This window comes from Streptomyces sp. NPDC050560 (assembly GCF_044457285.1).
GTDB lineage: Bacteria > Actinomycetota > Actinomycetes > Streptomycetales > Streptomycetaceae > Streptomyces.
Window position 1 is genome coordinate 113,308 of the sequence record NZ_JBITGT010000013.1, and the last position, 21,015, is coordinate 134,322.

The 21,015-nt window shown below is 75.1% G+C and carries 16 protein-coding genes and 1 pseudogene; 9 read left to right on the forward strand and 8 right to left on the reverse strand.

What is annotated here, in order from left to right; translation table 11 throughout:
• Nucleotides 1-181: 181 nt before the first annotated feature.
• Nucleotides 182-718 (reverse strand): annotated as a pseudogene (locus ACIBIW_RS27850) (gluconokinase); the annotation flags it as partial.
• Nucleotides 719-848: 130 nt separating this feature from the next.
• Between ACIBIW_RS27850 and ACIBIW_RS27855 the strand changes: the two are divergent.
• Nucleotides 849-1,550, forward strand: a complete 702-nt coding sequence (locus tag ACIBIW_RS27855) for a FadR/GntR family transcriptional regulator (protein WP_399339811.1) — start codon at nucleotides 849-851, stop codon at nucleotides 1,548-1,550.
• Between the two features lie 39 nt (nucleotides 1,551-1,589).
• Here the strand turns inward: ACIBIW_RS27855 and ACIBIW_RS27860 are convergent, their stop codons facing one another.
• Nucleotides 1,590-2,015, reverse strand: coding sequence for a YchJ family protein (locus ACIBIW_RS27860; RefSeq protein WP_399339812.1), 426 nt, complete (start codon nucleotides 2,013-2,015; stop codon nucleotides 1,590-1,592).
• A gap of 144 nt (nucleotides 2,016-2,159) precedes the next feature.
• Here ACIBIW_RS27860 and ACIBIW_RS27865 point away from each other — a divergent pair, with 144 nt between their 5' ends.
• The 3 genes from ACIBIW_RS27865 (at nucleotide 2,160) to ACIBIW_RS27875 (ending at nucleotide 5,485) form a co-directional block, all read left to right on the forward strand.
• Entirely contained in the window at nucleotides 2,160-3,329 is a 1,170-nt protein-coding gene (locus ACIBIW_RS27865; RefSeq protein ID WP_399339813.1) for a hydrolase, read from the forward strand.
• 76 nt (nucleotides 3,330-3,405) lie between these two features.
• A complete protein-coding gene (locus ACIBIW_RS27870) occupies nucleotides 3,406-4,005 on the forward strand; it encodes a GNAT family N-acetyltransferase (RefSeq protein ID WP_399339814.1) in 600 nt (199 codons plus the stop codon).
• A gap of 190 nt (nucleotides 4,006-4,195) precedes the next feature.
• Nucleotides 4,196-5,485, forward strand: a complete 1,290-nt coding sequence (locus ACIBIW_RS27875) for an MFS transporter (protein ID WP_399339815.1) — start codon at nucleotides 4,196-4,198, stop codon at nucleotides 5,483-5,485.
• 129 nt (nucleotides 5,486-5,614) lie between these two features.
• On the opposite strand, the gene ACIBIW_RS27880 is transcribed toward ACIBIW_RS27875, so the two are convergent.
• The gene (locus ACIBIW_RS27880; RefSeq protein WP_399339816.1) at nucleotides 5,615-7,009 is read right to left on the reverse strand and encodes a sporulation protein; all 1,395 of its coding nucleotides are present in this window, start codon (nucleotides 7,007-7,009) and stop codon (nucleotides 5,615-5,617) included.
• Between the two features lie 173 nt (nucleotides 7,010-7,182).
• On the opposite strand from ACIBIW_RS27880, the gene ACIBIW_RS27885 reads away from it, so the two are divergent.
• A complete protein-coding gene (locus ACIBIW_RS27885) occupies nucleotides 7,183-7,437 on the forward strand; it encodes a hypothetical protein (protein WP_399339817.1) in 255 nt (84 codons plus the stop codon).
• Nucleotides 7,438-7,509: 72 nt separating this feature from the next.
• On the opposite strand, the gene ACIBIW_RS27890 is transcribed toward ACIBIW_RS27885, so the two are convergent.
• Nucleotides 7,510-8,550 (reverse strand): LacI family DNA-binding transcriptional regulator, encoded by a 1,041-nt coding sequence (locus ACIBIW_RS27890; RefSeq protein ID WP_399339818.1) that lies wholly within the window; start codon nucleotides 8,548-8,550, stop codon nucleotides 7,510-7,512.
• A gap of 175 nt (nucleotides 8,551-8,725) precedes the next feature.
• Between ACIBIW_RS27890 and ACIBIW_RS27895 the strand changes: the two genes are divergently transcribed.
• Nucleotides 8,726-10,111: an MFS transporter gene (locus ACIBIW_RS27895; protein WP_399339819.1), complete on the forward strand. Its 1,386-nt coding sequence runs from the start codon at nucleotides 8,726-8,728 to the stop codon at nucleotides 10,109-10,111.
• Nucleotides 10,112-10,165: 54 nt separating this feature from the next.
• A complete protein-coding gene (locus ACIBIW_RS27900; RefSeq protein WP_399339820.1) occupies nucleotides 10,166-14,149 on the forward strand; it encodes a hypothetical protein in 3,984 nt (1,327 codons plus the stop codon).
• A gap of 67 nt (nucleotides 14,150-14,216) precedes the next feature.
• On the opposite strand, the gene ACIBIW_RS27905 is transcribed toward ACIBIW_RS27900, so the two are convergent.
• The 4 genes from ACIBIW_RS27905 to ACIBIW_RS27920 form a co-directional block, all read right to left on the reverse strand.
• Nucleotides 14,217-15,689, reverse strand: coding sequence for a class I adenylate-forming enzyme family protein (locus ACIBIW_RS27905; protein WP_399339821.1), 1,473 nt, complete (start codon nucleotides 15,687-15,689; stop codon nucleotides 14,217-14,219).
• Nucleotides 15,690-16,011: 322 nt separating this feature from the next.
• Nucleotides 16,012-16,791, reverse strand: coding sequence for a DUF4232 domain-containing protein (locus tag ACIBIW_RS27910; RefSeq protein ID WP_399339822.1), 780 nt, complete (start codon nucleotides 16,789-16,791; stop codon nucleotides 16,012-16,014).
• A gap of 73 nt (nucleotides 16,792-16,864) precedes the next feature.
• Nucleotides 16,865-17,452 carry a DUF4232 domain-containing protein gene (locus ACIBIW_RS27915; RefSeq protein ID WP_399339823.1) on the reverse strand — a complete coding sequence of 196 codons (588 nt, stop codon included), beginning with the start codon at nucleotides 17,450-17,452 and terminating at the stop codon, nucleotides 16,865-16,867.
• A gap of 170 nt (nucleotides 17,453-17,622) precedes the next feature.
• Complete coding sequence (locus ACIBIW_RS27920) at nucleotides 17,623-19,677, reverse strand: serine/threonine-protein kinase (RefSeq protein WP_399339824.1); 2,055 nt, start codon at nucleotides 19,675-19,677, stop codon at nucleotides 17,623-17,625.
• A gap of 55 nt (nucleotides 19,678-19,732) precedes the next feature.
• Between ACIBIW_RS27920 and ACIBIW_RS27925 the strand changes: the two genes are divergently transcribed.
• Complete coding sequence (locus ACIBIW_RS27925; protein ID WP_399339825.1) at nucleotides 19,733-20,290, forward strand: RNA polymerase sigma factor; 558 nt, start codon at nucleotides 19,733-19,735, stop codon at nucleotides 20,288-20,290.
• 342 nt (nucleotides 20,291-20,632) lie between these two features.
• Nucleotides 20,633-21,010, forward strand: coding sequence for a hypothetical protein (locus ACIBIW_RS27930; protein ID WP_399339826.1), 378 nt, complete (start codon nucleotides 20,633-20,635; stop codon nucleotides 21,008-21,010).
• Nucleotides 21,011-21,015: the final 5 nt, after the last annotated feature.

Here is a 21,015-nt window from a genome sequence, read left to right on the forward strand (position 1 = left end):
CTGCCCCGGAACGGGGAGGAGTACACGGCGCCCGGACCCCGGGGGAGGGGCGCGGCGCCGCGGTGGGCCGCTACCCGGGCGGGCCGGGAGCGTCGGGGGGACCCTGCGGTTCCTCGGGGCCCGGTGGGGCCGCGTCGGCGGGCGCCGGGGGCGGTGCGGGCGGTGCGGGCGGTGCTGAGCCTGGCAGTGCCGCGAGCGCGGCCAGCGCGCGGTCCGCGATCCGTTCGGGATCGCCCGCGACGTCGACCGCGACCCCCGGCTCGTCCGCGCCCAGCGGCTGGAGCGTGGCGAACTGCGAGTCGAGCAGCCCGGGAGGCATGAAGTGCCCCTTGCGGTGCCGCATCCGGTCCTCGACCAGGGCGCGGTCCCCGGTGAGGTGGACGAATACGACGCCGGGCGCGGCGGCCCGCAGCCGGTCCCGGTAGCGCCGTTTCAACGCCGAACTGCTGACCACGCCGCCGAGACCGGCGCGCCCGTGCGCCCAGGCGCCGATCGCGTCGAGCCAGGGCCACCGGTCGTCGTCCGTCAGCGGCGTCCCCGCGGACATCTTGGCGATGTTCGCCGCCGGGTGGAAGCCGTCGCCCTCCGCGTAGGGCACGCCGAGCCGGTCCGCGAGCAGCGGGCCGACCGTCGACTTCCCGGTCCCGGACACGCCCATGACCACGACGACCCGCGGGCGGGGGCTGTTCGGTCCGTTCCGGCTGTCCGGGCTGCTCATCGGGGGGTCTCACTTCTCGCGAACCACAGGTGTCCAGCACACTGAAACGCATGTGATCCGACTAATTCAAGACCCGGCCCCGCAAAAGTCAGATCTTTTGGCGGGGTGGGCTGTTCCGTACGCTTGCCCCATGAGCGTCACGGCCCGAGGGCTGCACACCCGTGTCCTGGACACCCTCGGGTCCGCGATCACCGCCGGGGAGTACCCGCCGGGCAGCGTGCTGCGCATCGAGGAGCTGACCCGCAGCTTCGCGGTGTCCCGCTCCGTGACCCGGGAGGCGGTGCGGGTGCTGGAGGCGATGCGGCTCGTCGAGTCCCGCCGCCGGGTCGGGGTGACGGTGCGCCCGCCCGCCGAGTGGAACGTGTACGACCCCCAGGTGATCCGCTGGCGGCTCGCGGGCCCCGACCGGCCGCGCCAACTGCGCTCGCTCACGGTGCTGCGCTCCGCCGTGGAGCCGGCCGCCGCCGGGCTCGCCGCCCGGCACGCGGGCGCCGCCGACTGCGCCGAACTCACCGAGTGCGCCCTCGGGATGGTCGCCACCTCGCGCGGCAGCCGCCTTGAGGAGTACCTGGTGCACGACATCGCGTTCCACCGCACGGTGCTGAACGCCTCGGGCAACGAGATGTTCGCGCGGCTCGGCGACGTCGTCGCCGAGGTGCTGGCGGGCCGCACCCACCACCAGGTCATGTTCGAGAACCCGGACCCGGCCGCCGTCACCCTCCATGTGCGGCTCGCCGAGGCGGTACGGGAGGGCGACCCGGTCCGCGCCGAGGAGCTGACCCGTGAGATCACCGTCGGCGCCCTCCACGAACTGGACGTCCTGGCCCCCTGAGACACCCGCGCACCCCGCCCCGGGCCCACCGCCCCGCTCTCATGACGCGGGCGCGTCCCCGTCCACGTACACCCACGCCCCGTCGACCCGCTCGAAGCGGCTGCGCTCCCGCAGCACCCCACGGCCGCCGCCGTCCTCGTAGGCGGCGGCGAAGGTGACGGTCCCCGTGGTGTGGAACGCCGAACCGCCCTCCGTGGCCAGGATGTCGAGCCCCAGCCAGCGCGTCCCTGGGGAGAGCGCGCGCGGCGGTCTGCCCGCCGGGTGCCAGGTGCGCAGCAGATACCCCTCGTCGCCGACCGCGAAGGCGCTGTAGCGCGAGCGCATCAGGTCCTCCGCGGTCGCCGCCGCCCCGCCCGCGTGCAGCCTCCCGCAGCAGTCGGCGTACGCCGCCGGCCGGCCGCAGGGGCAGGCGGCGGGCGCGGCGGGGGACGGACGGCGGGCGGTGCGCCGGGATCTCTTGGCCATGAGGGCATTGTGCGGGGTGCCGCACCGCCCGGCCGACTCGGCTCTACGGGTTACCCCCCAGGCCGGGTTACGGGCCCGCCGGATAGTGCCGGGGGCCGCGGAGCGCGAGTCTTGACGGGCCACGCCACCACACCGAGGAGTGCCATGCCGACCCGTCGCAGCGTCCTGAAGACCACCGCCGCGCTCACCCTCGCCGGGGCCGGAGCCCTGGCGGGCGCGGGGCCCGTCCTCGCCGGCGGCGGGAAGCCGCGCTCGCGCGCGCTCGTCCTGCCCGAGCCCACCGGGCCCCACCCCGTCGGCACCACCGTGCTGCGCCTCGTCGACCGGGGCCGCCCCGACCCCTGGAAGCCGGGGCAGCCCTACCGCGAACTCATGGTCACCGTCCGCTACCCCGCCGCGCCCACCACGGGCGGCGCGGTGGCGCCGCAGCTCGCGCCCGGCGAGGCCGCCGGGTTCGCCCGCTTCAACAACATGTCGGGGGTGCCGGGCGACGCGGCCGACTGGGCCGCCACCCGCAGCCACGCCCACCCGGGCGCCCCCGCCGCCCCCCTCGGACCGCGCCCGGTGATCTTCTACTCGCCCGGCCTCGGCGACCCGCGCGGCCTCGGCACCACCCTCTACGACGACCTCGCCTCCCGCGGCTTCGTCACCGTCGCCGTCGACCACACCTACGACGCCACCGCCGTGGAGTTCCCCGGCGGCCGGGTCGAGAGCACCGTGCTGCCCGACCTGGTGGGCCAGGCCGGCGACGACCCCGAGGCGATGCGGGAGCTGCTGCGGACCATCGCCGCGGTCCGGGTGGCCGACCTGCGCTTCGTGCTCGACGCCCTGCCGGGGGCGCTGCCCCGCGCGCCGCGCGCCCTGGCCGACTTTGGGCGCCTCGGCGCCTACGGGCAGTCGGCCGGGGGCTTCATCGCGCTCCAGGCCATGCATGACGACCCGCGCCTCGCCGCGGGCGCCGACCTCGACGGCGTGCTCGCCTTCGTCCAGGACGACAGCGATCCCGGACACCTGTCGTCGGTGGCCGCCGACGGCCTCGACCGCCCCTTCCTGATCCTCGGCAAGGACGGCAACGACGCGTCCACCGTGCCGTCCTGGCAGGCGCTGCGCGCACACAGCCCGGGCGTCAGGAACCGGATCACCTCCCTGCCGGGCGCGGCCCACGCGACGTACACCGACCTGGTCGCGATGCTGCCCCAGCTCGGCCTCGCGGCGGACGTGCTCAAGGAGAACACCGGCACGATCGACCCCCACGACGCCGTCCACCGCCAGCGGTCCCTGCTCGCCGGCTTCTTCACCGAAGCCCTGGGGTGAGCGCGCCCGGGCCGCTGTCAGTGCCGTCCTGCACAATGCCTGACGGCGGGCGGGGCGCCCGGGGGACGGAGGCGACATGCGGCTGCGGGACGTGGCACCCGGCGATGTGGAGGCGTACGCGCGCATGCGCTGCGACCCCGTGATGATGGCCGAGTTGGGCGGGCCGCTGCCGCGCTCGGGCATCGAGGAGAAGGTGGCCCGCGACCTGCGCTCGGTCGCCGACGGCAGCGCCTGGATCAAGATGATCATCCCCGAGGACGGCCCGGAACCCGGGGGCGTCGCGGGCTCGGTCGTGCTGTGGCGTCACACTGACGATGCCGACGACGCCGATGCCCACGACGCCGGTGACACGGAGCCCGCCGGGCGCGGGGCGGCCGCGGGGCCGGGCGGCGCCCTGCCCGCCGCGTATTCCGAGATCGGCTGGATGGTGCTGCCCGGGTACCAGGGCCGCGGCCTCGCCAAGCGCGCGGTGCGCGCGCTGCTCGCGCCCGCCGCGGGCACCGGCAGATGGGGCGTGGTGCACGCGCTCCCCGGCGTCGGCAACGCCGCGTCCAACGCCGTCTGCCGCTCCCTCGGCTTCACCCGCCACGGCACCCTGGACGTGGACTTCGCCGGCCGGACGCTGCGCTCCCGCCACTGGAGCGTCGACTCCCGCGCGGGACTTCCGCCGGAATGAGGGCAGCGGCGGCGCCTGCCCCCGCCGTCGATGTCCACCAAGTGAACGTTCGCCCGGTCATCGCACATCCGGGCGTTATCATCGGCCGACGGTCCGCGCGCGGGGACGGGGCGTCGTGCCCGTTCATGGACCACATCCGCGGCCCACGGCCAGTGCCGCCCCGCACCGCGGCGAGGGAGGCATCCGACGCGTGAGCGCAGAACCCGTGTCCCTGGCCCGTATCGCTCCCGCCGTGTTCCTCCCGGCGCTCATCTTCGAGACGGGCTTCGGCGCTCTCGCCCCGATCATCGCCCTCAGCGGCAGCGCCCTCGGCGCCTCGCCCGCCACCGCGGGCCTCATCCTCGCGCTCCAGGGCATCGGCCAGATCCTCGGCGACGTCCCCGCGGGCGCGCTCGCCGCCCGGTTCGGCGACCGCAAGGCCATGCTGGTGGCGGCGGTGGTCGCCGCGGTCACCCTCACCGGCTGCGCGCTCGCCAGCGAGCTGTGGCAACTGGCGCTCGCGGTCACCGCGACCGGCGCCACCAACGCCGTGTTCGTCCTGGCCAGGCAGTCCTATCTGACCGAGGTCGTACCGACGGAGCTACGGGCGCGGGCGCTGTCCACCCTCGGGGGGATGTCCCGGGTGGGCGCCTTCATCGGCCCCTTCATCGGAGCCGTCGTCGTGCACGGCAGGCCGGTGCGCGACGTGTACTGGCTGGCCCTCGCCACCACCGTCGCCGCCGGCCTCGTGGTGCTGTTCGTCCCCGACGTGGGCGGGCCCGCCGCGGGGCACAAGCACGCGCCGGTGTCCGTGCGGTCCGTGGTCAGCGGGCACAAGCGGCTCTTCCTCACGCTGGGCGTCGCGGTGTTCCTGGTCGGCGCCGTGCGCGCCACCCGGCAGACGGTGCTGCCGCTGTGGGCCCAGCACCTCGGCGAGAACCCCTCGACCACCAGCGTGGTGTTCGGCATCGCGGGCCTCGTCGACATGATGGTGTTCTATCCCTCGGGCAAGGTGATGGACCGCGCCGGGCGGCTGTGGATCGCGGTGCCCTCGATGCTGGTGCTCGGCCTCACCCAGGCCGCGCTGCCGCTCACCGGCGGCCTGGTGTCGCTGACCGTGGTGGCGATGCTGATGGGCCTCGGCAACGGCATCGGCAGCGGCATCCTGATGACCCTCGGCGCCGACGTCGCGCCGCCCGCGAGCAGACAGCAGTTCCTCGGCGTCTGGCGGCTGTGCGCCGACTCCGGCAGCGCGGGCGGCCCCCTGGTTGTCTCCGCCGCCGCCCTGCTCGGCAGCCTCGCCGCGGGCATCGCCACCATGGGCGCGGTCGGCCTCGTCGCCGCGGGCGCCCTGCTGCGCTGGGTTCCGCGCTACTCGGCCTTCGCCACCACGGGCACCCGCTCCCGCAAGGTCGCCGGCTCCCCGGCCCCGCCACCCCGCCACCCCACCCACGACACCGCCCCTGAACCGGCCACCGGGGGCGAGGGGGAAGCGACTTAGAGGCGACCTGGGTGTGCGGTCCGGCGAAGGCGTGTGGCCTGGCGAAGGTGTGGTCCTCGCGAGGCCGCGCGGTCCGGCGGGGCGACCGGCCTGCGGCCCCTCCCCCACGCCTCTCGTAGGGAGCGCCGGTCAGGAAGCCGGGCGGAGTTCGGCCAGCAGGCTCCGCGCCTGCGGTACGTTCCGCCACTGGCCCAGGTGGCTTCCGAGGGTCCTCAGGTGCTCCGCCGCACGCGCCGACCGCACCGTGCGCAGCACGGCCACGCTCTGCCGCCCCGCCGCCAACGCCTCGTCCAGGGCGCCGCGTTGCAGGTGAGCGCTGCTGACGACGGCCAGCCGCATGCCGTGGCACCGGGTGTAGCGGTTGGCCGGCAGCGCAGCGAGCCGGTCCCAGCCCAGGGCCGCGCGCGGTCTCCCGAGGTCGCGGAAGACCTCCACGGCGTCCGTGACGATCCGCGCCCGGTTGAAGAAGTCGATCCACTCCGGGGCGTCCTGCCCCTGCCGGTCGTGGGCGCAGAGTTCCTCCGCACGCGCGAGGCTGCGGCAGGCGGCACGCTCGTCGCCGAGACGGGCGTGGGCGCGGGCCTCGATCAGCTTGGCGAAGCCCCGCACCGCGGCCGCCTCCCGCCCGCCGGCCTGTTCATGGGCGCCCTGCGCCATGTCGACGGCCTCGTCGGGGTGGCCCCGCAGCAGGCTCTGCATCGCCATCGTCGTCAGGACGTACGCGCCCAGGGGGCGGTCCCCGGCAGCGCGGGCCAGCCGCAGCGCCCGCACGAAATGGCGCTGCGCCGCCCGGTCGTCGCCCGCGTCGAAGGCGATCCACCCGGCGAGCCTCGCCAACTGCGAGACCGCGGCGAAGAGTTGCCTGCCGACGTCCTCGCCGTAGGTGCCGCGCAGCAGCGGAGCCGCCCGCTCGTAGAGGAGGGCGGGCATCGGGGTGCTGCGCCAACTGCCGCCGCCGTAGCGGGAGTCCCAGTGCCGCACATCCTCGGCGGCCTGCCGCAGCTCGCGCACGTCACCTTCGCCCACCCGGGGCCCGCCGCCGCTGCGCGCCCCGCCCGCGGGGTCCGCGGGCTCGATGAGCCAGCGCAGGAACGGGGTGGAGAACGCCCCGGCCGAGAAGGGTGCGGCGGAGAGGACATCGCGTCGCTTCACGGGACTCCAGAATTCGGCCGCCTCGGTCAGGGCGACGCTCGTCGTACGGGGGAAGGACGGCCCGTCGCCTGCGGGACCCGGCAGGTCGCCGGGGCCTGCGAGCCCGGTCTCGCCGACGGTGACACGCCGTGCGAGCCGCTCAGAGAGCGCGTCCGCGATCAGGGCGGGAGCGGGAGCCCGTGGCGCCATCCCCCGGCGGCACCAGTTGGCGACGGACGTGTGGGTGTACCGGCGGGACACCCCACGCAGCTCGGCCAGTTCGTTGATGCGTTTCGCGAGCGCTTTGTGGCTCATCCCCGCCAGGGCCAGCAGCGTGGTCAGTTCGTGGTCGGGTGCCGTGTCCCCGTGCCGATGCCGTGCCGCCGCGTCCATAGGCCACTCCGTCGTCCCTGGGAGGCCAGCATGCCGGAGACCGGGCGGAAATGGGCCCGCCGATACGGGTTTGAGCCCCCCTGTGCGCCCTGACGCGGTGTCGGAGCCCGGTGTTTGAGTGAACTCCCTCCCACCGCCCGTGCCCACGGGCCCGGCTCGGAACAGGAGTCTCCATGTCGCACATCCGACGCCCCGGCCTCCGCCCGCCCCCGTGGGCGGGCCATCGGGCGCGCCACCGTGTCCTCGCCGCCGCGAGAGTGCTGACACCGGTCTGCCTGTGGTGGATCGAGGCCGCCTGGGGTGCCCTCGCCGCGGCCCTGGTCATCACCGCCACCGCCTCGCTGGCCGCCCTGGTGCCGCGCCGCTCCGGCACCGACCCCGACCGGGACCACGACCGCGACGGTGAGCCGGGGGAGCGGCGCCCCTGAGACACCGCCCGCACGTGGGCCGACGCGTGGCCCGGCCCCACGTCTTCCCAGGCCGACGCGCGCCCCCGCGCCTCACGCGACCCCCGGCGCCGCCCCCGTGGTCCCCCGTACCACCAGGGTCGGGGACACCGACATCAGTACCGAGCGGGTGCGGCCCGCGAGGCGTTCCAGGAGGAGTCTTGCCGCCGTCGCGCCCATCAGCTCGCCCGCCTGGTCCACGCTGGTGAGGCGGACCGGCGCCAGCGCCGCCACCGCGGTGTTGTTGTACCCGGCGAGCGACACGTCCTCGGGGATGCGCAGGCCGAGTTCGCGCGCCGCGCGGAACACCCCCATCGCCGCCACGTCCGCGCCCGCGAACACCGCCGTCGGCAGCGGCGCCGTCGACAGCAGCTCACGCCCCGCCCGGTAGCCGCCCTCCTCCGAGTACGCGGTCGTCGCCACCCGGGCGTACTCGGTCAGGCCGTGCCGCTCCATCGCCTCCTCGTAGCCGCGCCGCTGCACCCGCTCGGGGGTGCCGGGCCAGCCGGCGCCCTCGTTGCCGCGCGCCGAGGTCAGCGCGATCCTGCGGTGTCCGAGATCCACCAGGTGGTCCACCACCAGGCCCGCGCCCACCGCGTCCGCGTCCACCACCGAGTCGTGGACGTCCGCCGTGTCGTGGTGGCCGATCACCACCGTCGGCACCGAGGCCGCCGTGCGCAGCACCTCCGAGCGCGGGAAACCGGGGCCGATCAGGATGAGCCCGTCCATCTGACGGTCGACGAGCGCCCGCGCGAGACGGGTCTGGTCGTCGCTGTCGAAGCCCGCGGCGCCGATCAGCATCTGGTAGTCGGAGCCGCGCAGTTCGCCGCCCACACCGTCCAGGATGTCCGCGAAGAACGCGTTGCGGATGTTGTCGAGCAGCACCCCGATCGTGTACGTGCGCCCCCGCATGCCGCGGGCCGCCGCGTGCGGCCGGTAGTCCAGGTCCGCCATGGCCGCCCGCACCCGCTCCCGCATCCCGTCGCTGACCCCGTAGGCGTTGCGGAGCACCTTGGAGACCGCGGAGGTGGAGACCCCCGCGTGGCGGGCGACGTCGGTGATGGTCACGCGGCGCCCCCTGTCGGCGGTGGACATACGGGCCTCCGGTCGGTCCTGGTGTGCCGGGAAAGCCTATCCGTCCCGGTCTGCCACCTCGTAGGCAAAGAACGTTCTACGACCTTCTGCACGACCGTTGACGCCGATCGGCAGGAGACGCCTACCCTGTGAGCCGCTTTCTTGGAGAACGTTCTACGAATCGAGGAGCCCCAGGATGGCAGAGACGGCACCCGGCGGGCACCCGGCCGACGACCCGCGCGGCCTTGGCCGCGGCCCCGTACGGGCGCCCGGCGCACCGCGGCCGGACGACGACGGGGGCGGCCGGGTCAGCCGCACCCAGTGGAAGTGGTCGGCGCTCGCCGGCATGGCGTCCTACCTCGACGCGGGCTCCATCGTGGCGATCGGCACGGGACTCGCCCTGTTCCAGGACGAGATGCACCTCTCGGACTCCGGACCGACCGGCGTCGGTGCGCTCGCCGCGATCGGCCCCAACGCCATCGGCGCCGCCGTCGGCGCCCTCGTCGGCGGCAGGCTCGGCGACCGGCTCGGACGCAAGCGCATCTACCAGTGGGACCTGCTGGTCTACGCGCTCGCCGTGCTCTGCATCGCGCTCGCCGTCAACCCGGCGATGCTGTTCGCCGGCACCTTCGCCGTCGGTGTCGCGGTCGGCGCCGACGTCCCCACCTCGCTCGCGCTGGTCGGCGAGTTCTCCCCGACGCGGGCCCGCGGCAAGCTCCTCGGGTTCACCCAGGTCGCCTGGAACATCGGCCCCATGATCGTGCTGCTGCTCGCGCTCGCGCTCTCCCACCTCGACCTGCTCGGCATCCGCATCGTCTTCCTGCACCTCGTCCTCGTCGCCGTCGTCACCTGGGCGCTGCGCCAGGGCATGACCGAGTCCGCGCGCTGGAAGGCCGCCGCGGCGGGCGCGGCCGCGACCCGGGTCCGGGTGCGTGAGCTGTTCCACGGCGCGCATCTGCGGGCCATGCTGTGGACGGGCGGCTTCTACGTCTTCTGGGGCCTCGCCGCAGGCACCGCGGGGCTCTTCACCCCGTACATGGTGCGCAACCTCGGCGCGGGCGACCAGACCACAAGCGTCGCGCTGTCCTGCGCGGGCTTCGTCATCGGCATCGCCGCCACCGTCCTCGTCTACATGCCGTTCAGCGACCGCGACCACCTCACGCGCCGCCGCCTGTGGGCGGTCGGCTCCGTGACCCAGGTGATCTCGTACGCGATCTTCCTCTGGTTCCCCTTCACCGTCCCGACGATCCTGCTGAACACCTTCCTCTTCGGCGTCGGCGCCGCCCTCGCGGGCGAGGCGTTCTACAAGACGTTCACCCAGGAGCTTTTCCCCACCCTGCTGCGCGGCACCGCGCAGGGCCTCACCTTCGGTGTGGCCCGCGCCTGCCTCGGCGTGTGGAGCTACTTCGTGCCGCGCCTCGCCGACGCCGGTATCACCGCCATCGCCGCCCTGCTCACCGCCTTCCTCGTCATCAGCGGCTGCGTCGGGTTCTTCTTCATGCCCGACACCGCGGGCAAGACCTTCGACCGCATCCAGACCGAGCGGCGCGGCCCCGGACTGCCCGGCGCCGAGCACGCCTGAACCACCCCGCGGCCCCGCCCGCGCCCCGCGCCCCCGGCACAGAGAGGCCCCCGAGTGCCCGAGACCCCCGCCGACCTGCTGACCCGCTTCACCGCCCCCGCCCCCGAGTACGGGCCGCTGCCGCTGTGGTGGTGGAGCGGCGCCCGCGTCACCCGCGAGCGGCTGCGCGCGCAGATGCGCACCATGCTCGCCCAGGGCGTCCACCAGGCCGTCGTCATCTGCCTCGCCCCCACGGGACCCATGTTCGGCGCCCTCGCCGACGACCCGCCCTACCTCGGCCCCGCATGGCTCGACCTGCTCGCCGGGGCCTGCGCCGACGCCGACGAACTCGGCTTCACCCTCTGGATGTACGACCAGATCGGCTTCTCCGGCGCCAACCTCCAGGGCCGCCTGATCGCCGACCACCCCGAGTACGGCGGCCTCGCCCTGCACCGCACCCGCAGGCCCCCCGACGCCGCCCGCACCGACCTGCGCGCCCCCGCAGGACACACCGCACTCGCCGCCTACGCCCGCCTCGCCGACGGCTCCGTACACCCCGCGGACCTCGACGCGGGCACCGTCCGCTGGCACGGCCCGCCCGCGACCCTCACCCTCGTGCACAGCGGCCCCAGCGGCTTCGACCTCTTCGGCGCCGACGCCTGCGCCGCCCTCCTCGACCAGGTGCACGGCACCCTGGAGCGCGCGGTCGGCCAGTGGTTCGGGCGCTCCATCGGCGGCTTCTTCCAGGACGAACTGCCCGCCCTGCCCACCTGGGGCCGCGACTTCGCCGCCACCTTCGCCCAGCGCTACGGCTACGAACTGCCGCCCAGGCTCGCCGCCCTCTGGGAGCCCGACACCGGCGACGAGGCCGCCCGGGTCCGCCGCGACTACCACGAGCACCGCGCCCGCCTCGGCCGCCGCGCCTTCTTCGACCCCCAGCGCGCCTACTTCGAACGCCACGGCCTCGTCTGCGGCTTCGACCAGCCCTCACCGGCCCGCGAGGGCGACCCCGCGGGCGGCGTCCGGCTCTACGGCGACTACCTCGCCACCCACGCCGGTTACGGCGCACCCGGCAGCGACCACTGGGGCGACGCCAAGGTCCACAGCTCCCTCGCACACGCCCACGGCCACCCCCGCACCTGGATCGAGGCGTTCCACTCCTCCGGCTGGGGCGGCACCCTGGAGGAGACCTACGACTGGCTCGCCCCCTTTCTGCGCCGCGGCGCCACCCTCTACAACCCGCACGCCGTCTACTACGCCACCCCCGGCGGCTGGTGGGAGTGGGCGCCCCCGTCCACCTGCTGGCGCCAGCCCTACTGGCCCTCGTACCACCTGCTGGCCACGGCCGTCGCCCGGCTCTGCTCGGTCCTCACCGCGGGCCGCCACGACTGCGACACCGTCCTGCTCACCCCGACCACCGCCGCACAGGCCCACCTCACCCTCGACGGCGCCCTCCCGCCCGCCGCCGAGGCGTCCGGGCGCTACCACGAACTCAACGGCGTGGGCTGCTGGTTCGCCGAGGAGCGCGGGGTGCTGGAGCGCGCGGGACTCGACCACGACACCCTCGACGAGGCCACCGTCGCCGCCGCCGAGACCACCCCAGAGGCCACCCTGCGCATCGGCGCGGAGACCTACCGCACCGTGGTCCTGCCGGGCCCCGAGGCGCTGTCGGCGGACGCCGCACGCACCCTGGCCGGTTTCGCCGCCGCGGGCGGGCGCGTGGTGTGCGCGGGCGCGGCGCCCCGGCTCTTCCTCGGCCCCCACGGCCCCGACAGCGCCGCCGCCGCCCTCTTCCACGCCGCCGTGGAACGCGGCGACATCACCGTCACCGCCACCGCGGACGTGCCCGCCGCCGTCGCCACCGCGCCCGGCCGTATCACCGCCGACGTCCCGTTCCTGCTGCGCCGCCACGGCGCCCTCGGCGTCGTCGCGCTCACCGCCCACGACGAGCGCACCGGCACCCGCGCCCCCGTCGTGAAGCTGCCCGCACGCGGCTGGTACACCCCCGACGCCGCCTTCACCTGGGCCGAGTACTGGCGCCAACTCCGCGACCACGGGCCCGAGTTGATCCCCGCCGCCGGGCGCACCGCCACCCTGCGCGTCCACACCGCGCGGCGCCCGCGCGCCCAGCGCTGGGACCCCGGCACCAGTGACCGCACCGCGCTCACCGCCACCCCGCACCCGGAGGGCGGCTGGCGGCTCGACGTGCCCTTCGAGGACGGGCCCGTGGCCCTCGTCGTCCTCGGCGACGGCCTGCCCGCCCCCACCCGCACCGCGCCGGGCCCGGTCACCGCCACCGTGCCCCTCGACGGGCCCTGGCGGCTGCGCGCCCGCTCCACCCTCGACAACACCCATGGCGACCTCGCCGCCCCCGACCGCACCGGCGTCCTGCCCGTCGAGGTCTGGCGCATGGCCCACCGCGCCGCACCCGAGGGGCCCTGGCGGCCCGTCACCGCCGGATTCGGCCCGTTCGCGCTGGCCCGCGAGGGCGACGGGGACTTCGCCCCCGTCGAGTGGTCCCTCTCCCGCGGCATCCACGACGACCCGGTCCACGAGGACCGGCTCGGCCCCAAGGGCTACGTCCCCGAGGAGTTCCTGGACTGGCGGCACCTCACCGCGGGCAGCACCGTCACCGTACGCACCCACCTCACCCTGCCGCCCGGCACCCGCTGGCTCGCGGTCGGCGCCTGCGCCGCGCGCGCCGTACGGCTCGACGGCGCCGAACTCCCCGTCGAGGGCGACGGCTACCAGACCTTCAGCCCCCTGCCGGCCGCCACCGCCCCCCGCACCGCCCGCCTCGACCTCGACCTCACCGCCCTCGAAGACGGCCCCGTACGCGCCTCGTTCGCCGTCGTACGCGACCGCGACGCCTACCGCCGCCCCGAATGGCTCACCGCGGGCACGCACGGCTCTCCCGGCAGGGTGAGCGACCTCACCCTCACCGCCGACCTCGCACGGCCGCCCGCCGACACCGTCGTCCACATCGGCAGCGACGGCGCCTGCACGGTCCTCGTCAACGGCACGGAGGCGGGCCGCCAGGGCGACTTCCACCCCTACCCCGACCACCGCGAGGTCCGCGTCCACCCCTACGACATCGGCCCCCTGCTCCACCCGGGACGCAACACCCTCACCCTCCGCCTCACCGACACCGCCGCCACGCCCACCGCCGCCACCCTGGACACCGCGCCGCGCGCCGCGGGCGGCCTCGGCTGGATCAGCGGCCCGCACTGGAGCGCCACCGCCGACGGCCTGCCGCAGCCCGTGCGCACCCGCCCCTCGCACCTCGGCCGCGACCCCCGCGCCGTGTGCGCCACCGCCCGCCCCCACCCGCTGCCAGGCGCCGCCTGGCTCGACCCCGCCGCCGCGCCCGGTGACGTGGTGGAACCCCTGGTGCCCGACCTCGCCCCCGGCGGCCCCCGCACCGAATGGCTCCGCTTCACCGCCCCCCTCGGCACCACCGCGCTACGGGTGCCCACCGCGCTGCCCTGCGCCGTCCACACCGGAGGGCACACCCTCACCCCCGACGCCGGGGGCCGCGTCGCGCTGCCCGGGCCGCTGCCCGCGGGCGCGACCGTCACCCTGTGCCTCACCGCGGACGGGGGGCGGCGCGGCGGAGCGCTGCTCGAAGGCCCCGTCGAGGCGGAGACGGCGGAGACGACCGCGCCGCTGACCGACTGGGAGAGCCTGGGCCTGCGCGCCCTCGGCGGCGAGGTGCGGCACCGCACCACGCTCGCCCTGCCCGCCGTCCCCACCGGGCGCACCCTGCTCGACCTGGGCGAGGTCCGCGGCGCCGTGGCGGTCACGGTGGGCGGCGCCCCCGCGGGGGAGCGGGCCTGGGGCCCGTGGGCCTTCGACGTCACCGGGCTGCTGCGGCCCGGCGAGAACGAGGTCGAGGTCGTCGTGCGCGGCACCCTCGCGGGCTATCTCGACGACGCCTCCCCGACCAGGGCCATCGCCGGGGGCCAGATCCGCACGGGCCTCTTCGGTCCTGTACGGCTGGTCGTACGGGAGGAGTCGGCGGGGGAGTGGGCCACCGGGGAAGGGGGCGCGGGGGAGTGACACGGCGCCGGGGCCCGCGAGCGCGGGGGACCGGCGGGACCCGGCGCCGTGACACGGCCGGCGGCGGTCAGGCGAACTGGCCGCCTTCGGCCCGCAGCAGCCTGCGCAGCACCTTGCCGTTGCCGTTGCGGGGCAGCGCGTCAAGCCAGACGACGTCGTACGGGACCTTGTACCAGGACAGCCGGGAGCGGGCGAGGCCGACCAACTCCTCGCCGAGCGCGTCACCGGCGGGCCCGGAGCCGGGGACGGCGACGACGTAGGCCCGCAGACTGGTGTCGCCCGCAGGCCGCCGCACGGCGCTGACCGCCGCTTCGAGCACCCGCGGATGGCTCTCGATGAGCCGCTCGACCTCGCCGGGCACGACGTTCTGCCCGCCGATCACCTCGACGTCGTCGAGCCGCCCGTGCGCGTGGATGACACCGTCCTCGTCGATGGTGGCGAGGTCCCCGGTCGGCCACCAGACGTCGGTGAGCCGGTCGGGGCCGAGGCTGCCGCGGCGCACGCCGCGGGTGGCGAACGGCACCCGGATGTGCAGCTCGCCCCGCTCCCCGGTGGGCAGCGGCGTCCCCTCGGGGTCCACGACCCGTACCGGCCTGCCGTCGAAGGCGGGCCCGACAGCGGAAGGCTGCCCGTACGCGGCCGGGCGGCCGATGGCGATGCCGCCGATCTCCGTCGCCCCGTAGGCGTTGACGAGGCGGTCGCCGAGGACCGGCAGCAGGCGCTCGCGCATCCGCGCGGACAGCACCTCCCCGGCGGCGGTCACCTGCCGCAGCCGCCCCAGCACCTCGGCGTGGTCCGGTTCGAGCAGCAGCCGCGCCAGGAAACTCGGCTGTGCGAACAGGCTCGTGACACCGTGCCTGCGCATGAGCGCGAGGGCCGCGGCCGGGGTGGCGCGCGGCCGGGAGAGCACCGCGGTCTGCCCGGTGCCGAGTGCGGTGAACAGGGTGACGCTCAGCCCGCCGAGGAAGTACATGCGCGACACCGAGAGGCCCACGGCGTCCGGCTCCGCGACCGTGCCGCGGTCCCCCGCCGGGAGGTCGTCGTGGCGGAAGAAGCACAGCTTCGGGGCCCCCGTGGTGCCGGACGTGAACAGCGCGAGCGCGGGCGCCCGGCCGCCGTCCGCGAAGCGGGTGTCGGGCTCGGGCTCGACCAGCGGCTTGACCTCGGTGGTCGGGCCGAGCCCCGCGGTGTCGAGCCAGCCCGCGGTGTCGGGGTCGACCACGATCAGCGCGGGCTCCGCCGTCGCCACGTCCCTGGCCAGGTCGTCCCTGCCCATCTGGACGTTGACGGGTACGGCGACGAGCCCGGCCTGCCAGGCGCCGAGCAGACACCAGATCAGCTCCAGGCTGTCCGGCAGCGCGAGCAGCACCCGGTCGCCGGGCCCGAGTCCCGCGGACCGATAGCCACCGGCGACCCTCGCCGCCTCCGCGAACACCTCGCGGAAGGTGGCGGATTCATCGTCGATCAGAAAGGCGACCCGCTCGCCCCATCCCTGGTCCGAGACATGCTCGGCCAGACGTTGCGCCACATTGTCGGACATGCTTACGACGGCTCCTTCGTGCGCCTCGCTCCCCGGCGCCGCCACCGGTACGAACGCGGCGGCCACCGGCATGCGCTCGCCAGTATCGGCAGCGGAGGCGGGCCCGGCGGAGTTCATATCGAGCCGAAGTCGGACGGCCGCAACGTACGTCAAGAGACCCGCCGTCGACGCCGCGTGGAGTACGGCCCTGGCGCCCCGGGCGATCACCGGAAACGGCACAATGGGTCAAGCGCGGGCGACGCCGCCCCCTTCACCGCGGAATGTCCCGGCGGAATCCGGCCGCAGGCCCGGCCGCAGGCCCGGCCGCGCCACCCCGTACCGCTCAGTAGGCCACCATGGACGACACCTTCGGCACCGAGCCCGACGACGAGTCCGCGGCCACCGGGGCGTCCCCCGGCCAGGCCGTGATCAGCGTGGTCTCCTCGTCGGGCGGTGTGATCGCCACCGAGGCGGGGGTGACGGTCTTCGCCCCCGTCATGTCCGGGTTGGCGTAGGAGAGTCCCGACCTGGCCCGCCCGCCGGGCGCGAGCCGCACCGCCGAGCCCGAGGGCCCCTGCCGCCGCGGCTCCACCGACGACACCTGGTGGCCCGCGCCGTCCAGGAAGGCCAGGCCCGGAAAGCCGTACACCGTGCAGGTGCTTCCCGAGGTGTTGGTCAGCACCAGCAGGAACTGCACCTGGCCCGCGCCCGCGCCGTCGTCGGCGACCGACGCCTTCAGATCCCCCGTGTGGCACCGCGGGGCGGAGTCGTCCCCCGAGCCCCCGTCGCCGCCCCCGCCCGAACCGTCGGAGCCCTTGGTGTCTCCCGAGCCGCCGTCGGAGCCGCCCCCGCTCGTCGGGGAGCCCGTCGAGTCCCCCGAGGCCCCCGACGTCCCCTGGCCCTGGCCGTCGCCCCCGCCGTTGTCGCCGCCGCCGTCACCACCGGAGCCGGGGTCGGCCGAGCTTCCCGAACCCGCCGGGCCCGCGGGCCCCGTGACGACGGTGGGCCCGTCGCCGCCTTCGTCACCGCACCCGGCGATCAGCACCGCGGAGGCGAGCAGCGCGGCAGTGCCCACGGCGAGACGGGCGGGCCTGCGGATGGCGCGGCGGGGGCGCACGGACATGTGGGGAACTCTCCTTGGTGCCGTTAACGGGTCGGGTGCGGACACGGGCGGACGCGGCCGCTCACCGGCACGGTCAGCCCCTGAGGTCGACCGTACGGGCCAGTGACGTGACGGTGAGCTGGCCGTTGTCGACCCAGTTGTCGAACTTCACCGTCTTGTGACCCGTCGACGCGGGCGGCGTCACCTCAAGATAGGCGGCGTGGGTGCCGTCGGACGTGTCGACATTGGCGTGCGTCCACGCGATGACGGCCTCGGCGGACTGGCCGGGGGCGAGCTTCAGGACCGCCTTGCCCGGGTCGTCGGCGTACCACGTGGTGCCCCACGTGGTGTCCGAGGTGAGCGGGGTGTGGTCGGAGTCCTCAAGGCCGAGCCCCGGGTAGCCGAGCAGGTCGCAGGTCTTGCCGCTGGTGTTCTCCAGGTGCAGCACCACGCCCTGGTGGTTCATGCCGCCCGCCAGGTCCTTGCCGAGCGAGGCGTCCAGGTCCGATACCCCACAGGTCGGCGCGGACGCCGCCGAGGGGGATGCGGCCTGTGCCACGCCGGTGAGGGCGAGGCCGGTCACCGCCGCCACCGCGACCGCCGTGGCGGCCGCCCTGCCCGGGTGCTTCAGCCAGGTGCCGGTCGTCCTGCCGTCCCGCTCCGCGCCGTTCGTCATGTCCATCGCCTCTCCTGGTCGGGGAACGCGGCGGCGCCGCCGTTCACCTGGATGTTCTTCCACCGTCTTCCGTGGAAGCCGTACAGGAGATGTGATGGCGCGGGTGTCGGGGAAGTTCACGGGAATGCCCCGCGAATCCACCGCGATTTTGCGGGCCCCTCCGGCGCGGCCCGCGCTCACGCGGTGACGCGCAGGCTCCTGAGGATGGTGTCGGCCTGGTCGGAGCCCTCGTACCTGATCTGCACGTAGACCCTCGGCAGGCCCTTCTTCTTCGGGGTGAGCCCGATCTCCTCAAGGGACTGCCCCTTGTCCCCGCACGAGGACCAGGTCCGTACGGAGCCTTTCCACGTCGCGTCGGAGAACGTGCGGCTGCCCTTGTACGCGCACGAGCCGCCGTGCTGGATCGCGTTGACCTTCGACACCAGGTCGTCGCTGTCGGTGGTGCCCACGAACACGCCCTGCACGGACGCCGAGAGATCGGGCCAGTGCTCCGCGTCCTGGGACACCGTGAGCCCCGGCTCGTGCCCCTTCGGCAGCCCGAGCGCGGCGGGTGACCAGCCGCTGTCGTTGAGTTGCCGCGCCCACTTCGACGGTGCCGCCACGCTCACCCGGCCCGTGCTGTCCGAGACCCGCCGGGGCCCGTCGTCTCCGTGCAGCGGCACGGCGTACACCACCGCCCCCGCGACCCCGAGCGCCACCACCACGGCGGCCCCGATCCACGTCTGCTTCCGCCGCCGCGAGCGCCCACCGCCCGCCTTGCGCGGCTCCTGGGGCTCGGGCCCGAACAGGTCCTCGGTCGGCAGCGGCCGGGTGGTGGCCTCCTCCCACGGGGCCTCGTCCCCGGACGCCGGGTCCGGCCGCGGGGGAGCGGGCTGGGCCGCCGATGCGGGGACCGCGGCGGACTGCGACGTCGACGGCGGCTGGACGACCTGTGGGAACGGCTGCCGCGGCTCCTCGGGGGCGGTGGGCGAGGGGGCGGGCGCCGGGGCGCCGCCGTGCGCCGTGGGCGGCTGCGGGGGAGCGCCGGAGTCCGGCGGGGCGGCGGAGGAGCCGCCCTGGGCGTACGGAGCCGCCTGGGAGGCCGCCGACGCGCCGGAGGGCGGCGGGGCCGACCGCGACGTCCCCGACGCCGGTGACGCGAGCTGAGAGGCCCCCGAGACCCCGGAGGCGGCGGAAGGGGGCGTCGCGAGCGACGAGGCGGCGGGACCCGCGTCGTCCGTGCCGGAGGCTCCCGACGAGGCGGACGGCGGGGGAGTGGCAGGAGAGGCCGCCGAGGAAGAGGGCGAGGCGGCCGAGGAGGGTGAGGCGGCGGGGGCGGCGGAGGTGGGCAGCGTCGGCGGCGCCGAGCCCGCCGAACCCGAGGAGGACGAGGACGCCGCGGTGTCCGCGGCTGCGTCCGGGCCGCCGCCCTCCGGCTCCCCCGCCCCGCCTTCCTCCTGCGGCAGCGCCGCGAGAGCGCCCACCGCCTCCGCGAACACCTTCGCCGTGGGCCAGCGGTCCTCGCGGTCCTCCGCCATCGCCCGCTTCACCGCGTCCCGCACCTGCCGCGGCACCCCGGGGCGTACCTCCTCGGGCGGCAGCACCCGCCCGGGGCGGCCCGGCACGATCCCGGTGACCAGGTGGTACAGCAGCGCCCCGAGCGCGTACACGTCGGCGCGCCCGTCGATCCCACTGAACGGCTCCTCCTGCTCGGGCGACATATAACCGGCCGAACCCGCGACCACCGTGAGACCCGACGCCTGGGCGAGGTTCTTGGCCAGCCCGAGATCCGCGAGCAGCACCCGCTCCCGGCCGCCAGGACCCTCCGCGAGCAGCACGTTCGACGGCTTGATGTCCCGGTGCACGATCCCCGCCTCGTGCAGTTCCGCGGCGGCGCCCGACGCCTGCGCGACGATCTCCAGGGCCTCGTTCAGCGGCGGCACCCCCATCGCGAGACGGTCCTCCACCGTGCCCAGATCCGCGTACTCCATCACGAAATAGGGGCGTTCGTCCGGTAGCTCCCCGACGTCGAAGACCTGCACCACACCGCTCGATCTCGCCCTGCGCAGCATCCGGGCCTCGGTCATGAACCGCTCCCTGACGTCCAACTGGGCAGCCCAGTTCTCGGCCATCACCTTGATGGCGACAGGGGTGTCGAGCTGGTCGTCGTGGGCGAGCCAGACGATGCCGAAAGCCCCGGCGCCCAGGCGTCCGACGATCCGGTAACGGCCGATCTTCTCGGGGTGCTGCATGCGATTATCATGCACGAGTGATCTCACCGTTCCGAACCGAACCGGGCGGAGGCCGATGAGCCGGGCGCAGGAAATCGAGGACCTCGCGACACGTGCCTCCCAGGGGGACAGCGCCGCACTCGACGAGTTGCTGAGAAGTATCAGTCCCGACGTGGTACGCCGCTGTGGACGCTTCCTGCTGTACAAGGAGGACGCGGAGGAGGCGGCGCAGGACGTCCTGTTGCAGGTCTCCCGCAATATCCGCCGCTTCGAGGGCCGCAGCAGGTTCAGCACCTGGCTGTACACGGTGGTCGCCAACTGCTCGCGGCAGAAGTACCGGGAGCTGAAGCGCAGGGCCGGTGAACAGCCGCTCGCCGACCCCGACGCCGGGCCGCTCGACCCGCGTACCACCAGCGTGATCGCCGGCTCCCGCGTCGACCTGCTTGAGGCCCTCGACCGCCTGGAGAACGACAGTCCCCACCTGGTGGCGCCGCTGGTGTACCGGGACATCTGCCAGATGGACTACGCGGAGATAGAGGAGCGCCTGGGCATCCCGCTGGGCACGGTCAAGTCCCGGCTGCACCACGCCCGCCGCCAGGTCAGGCCGTGGCTCGCGGACCAGTCGCAGCCCTGACACCAGAATTCACCCGCCCCTTCCGAAATCCACACACCGCACACACCCCGGCGCCGCGTAAGCCCCCCGCACGGCGGGCGCACCGGCCGCCGCGGACCCGCGTCGGCTCCCGACGGCCGCCCGCAACGGACGGGCGGCCGGTCCTGCGCGGGACCGTCCTGCCCTCCGCCGCCGGTCTTCCGGCCCGGGCCTCCGCCGCGTCGGCGCGTCCCGCCGGGCGCAGGCCCTTGACCCGGGCGGCGGCCCGGTGGCGCACCACCCGGGCCCGTTCGAGCGGCAGCGACCGCACCCACAGCGTCAGCGCCCCGATGCCGGCGCGCGCGGTGTCGTTACCGCTATGACGTGGTCCTCCGCAAACAGCCCATCGCCACACCGCCCGTACCCGAAGCGCTGGTGCTGGACTGGCAGTCGGAGTTCGGCCAAATCGACACGCTCACGCACTATTTGACGAGAGATCAGCCCGCTCGACTTCGCGTCACGGGCATTCCCAACAGGCGTCTCACCGACGATCTGGCCCCGGCCTCCGCCGTTCAGTCCGCCGACGCGGGCGACACCCTCGACCTCTCTGTGACCGGCACGATCGAGGCCCACAACATCACCGGCGGCCATAACCAACTACTCCAGCCGGACGCCCTCTCCCAACTGGGACTCATCCTGTCCACCAGACTCCACACCCGCGAGGCGCATGCCACGGAATGCGGAGGGCGTCAGCAAACATGAGTAAG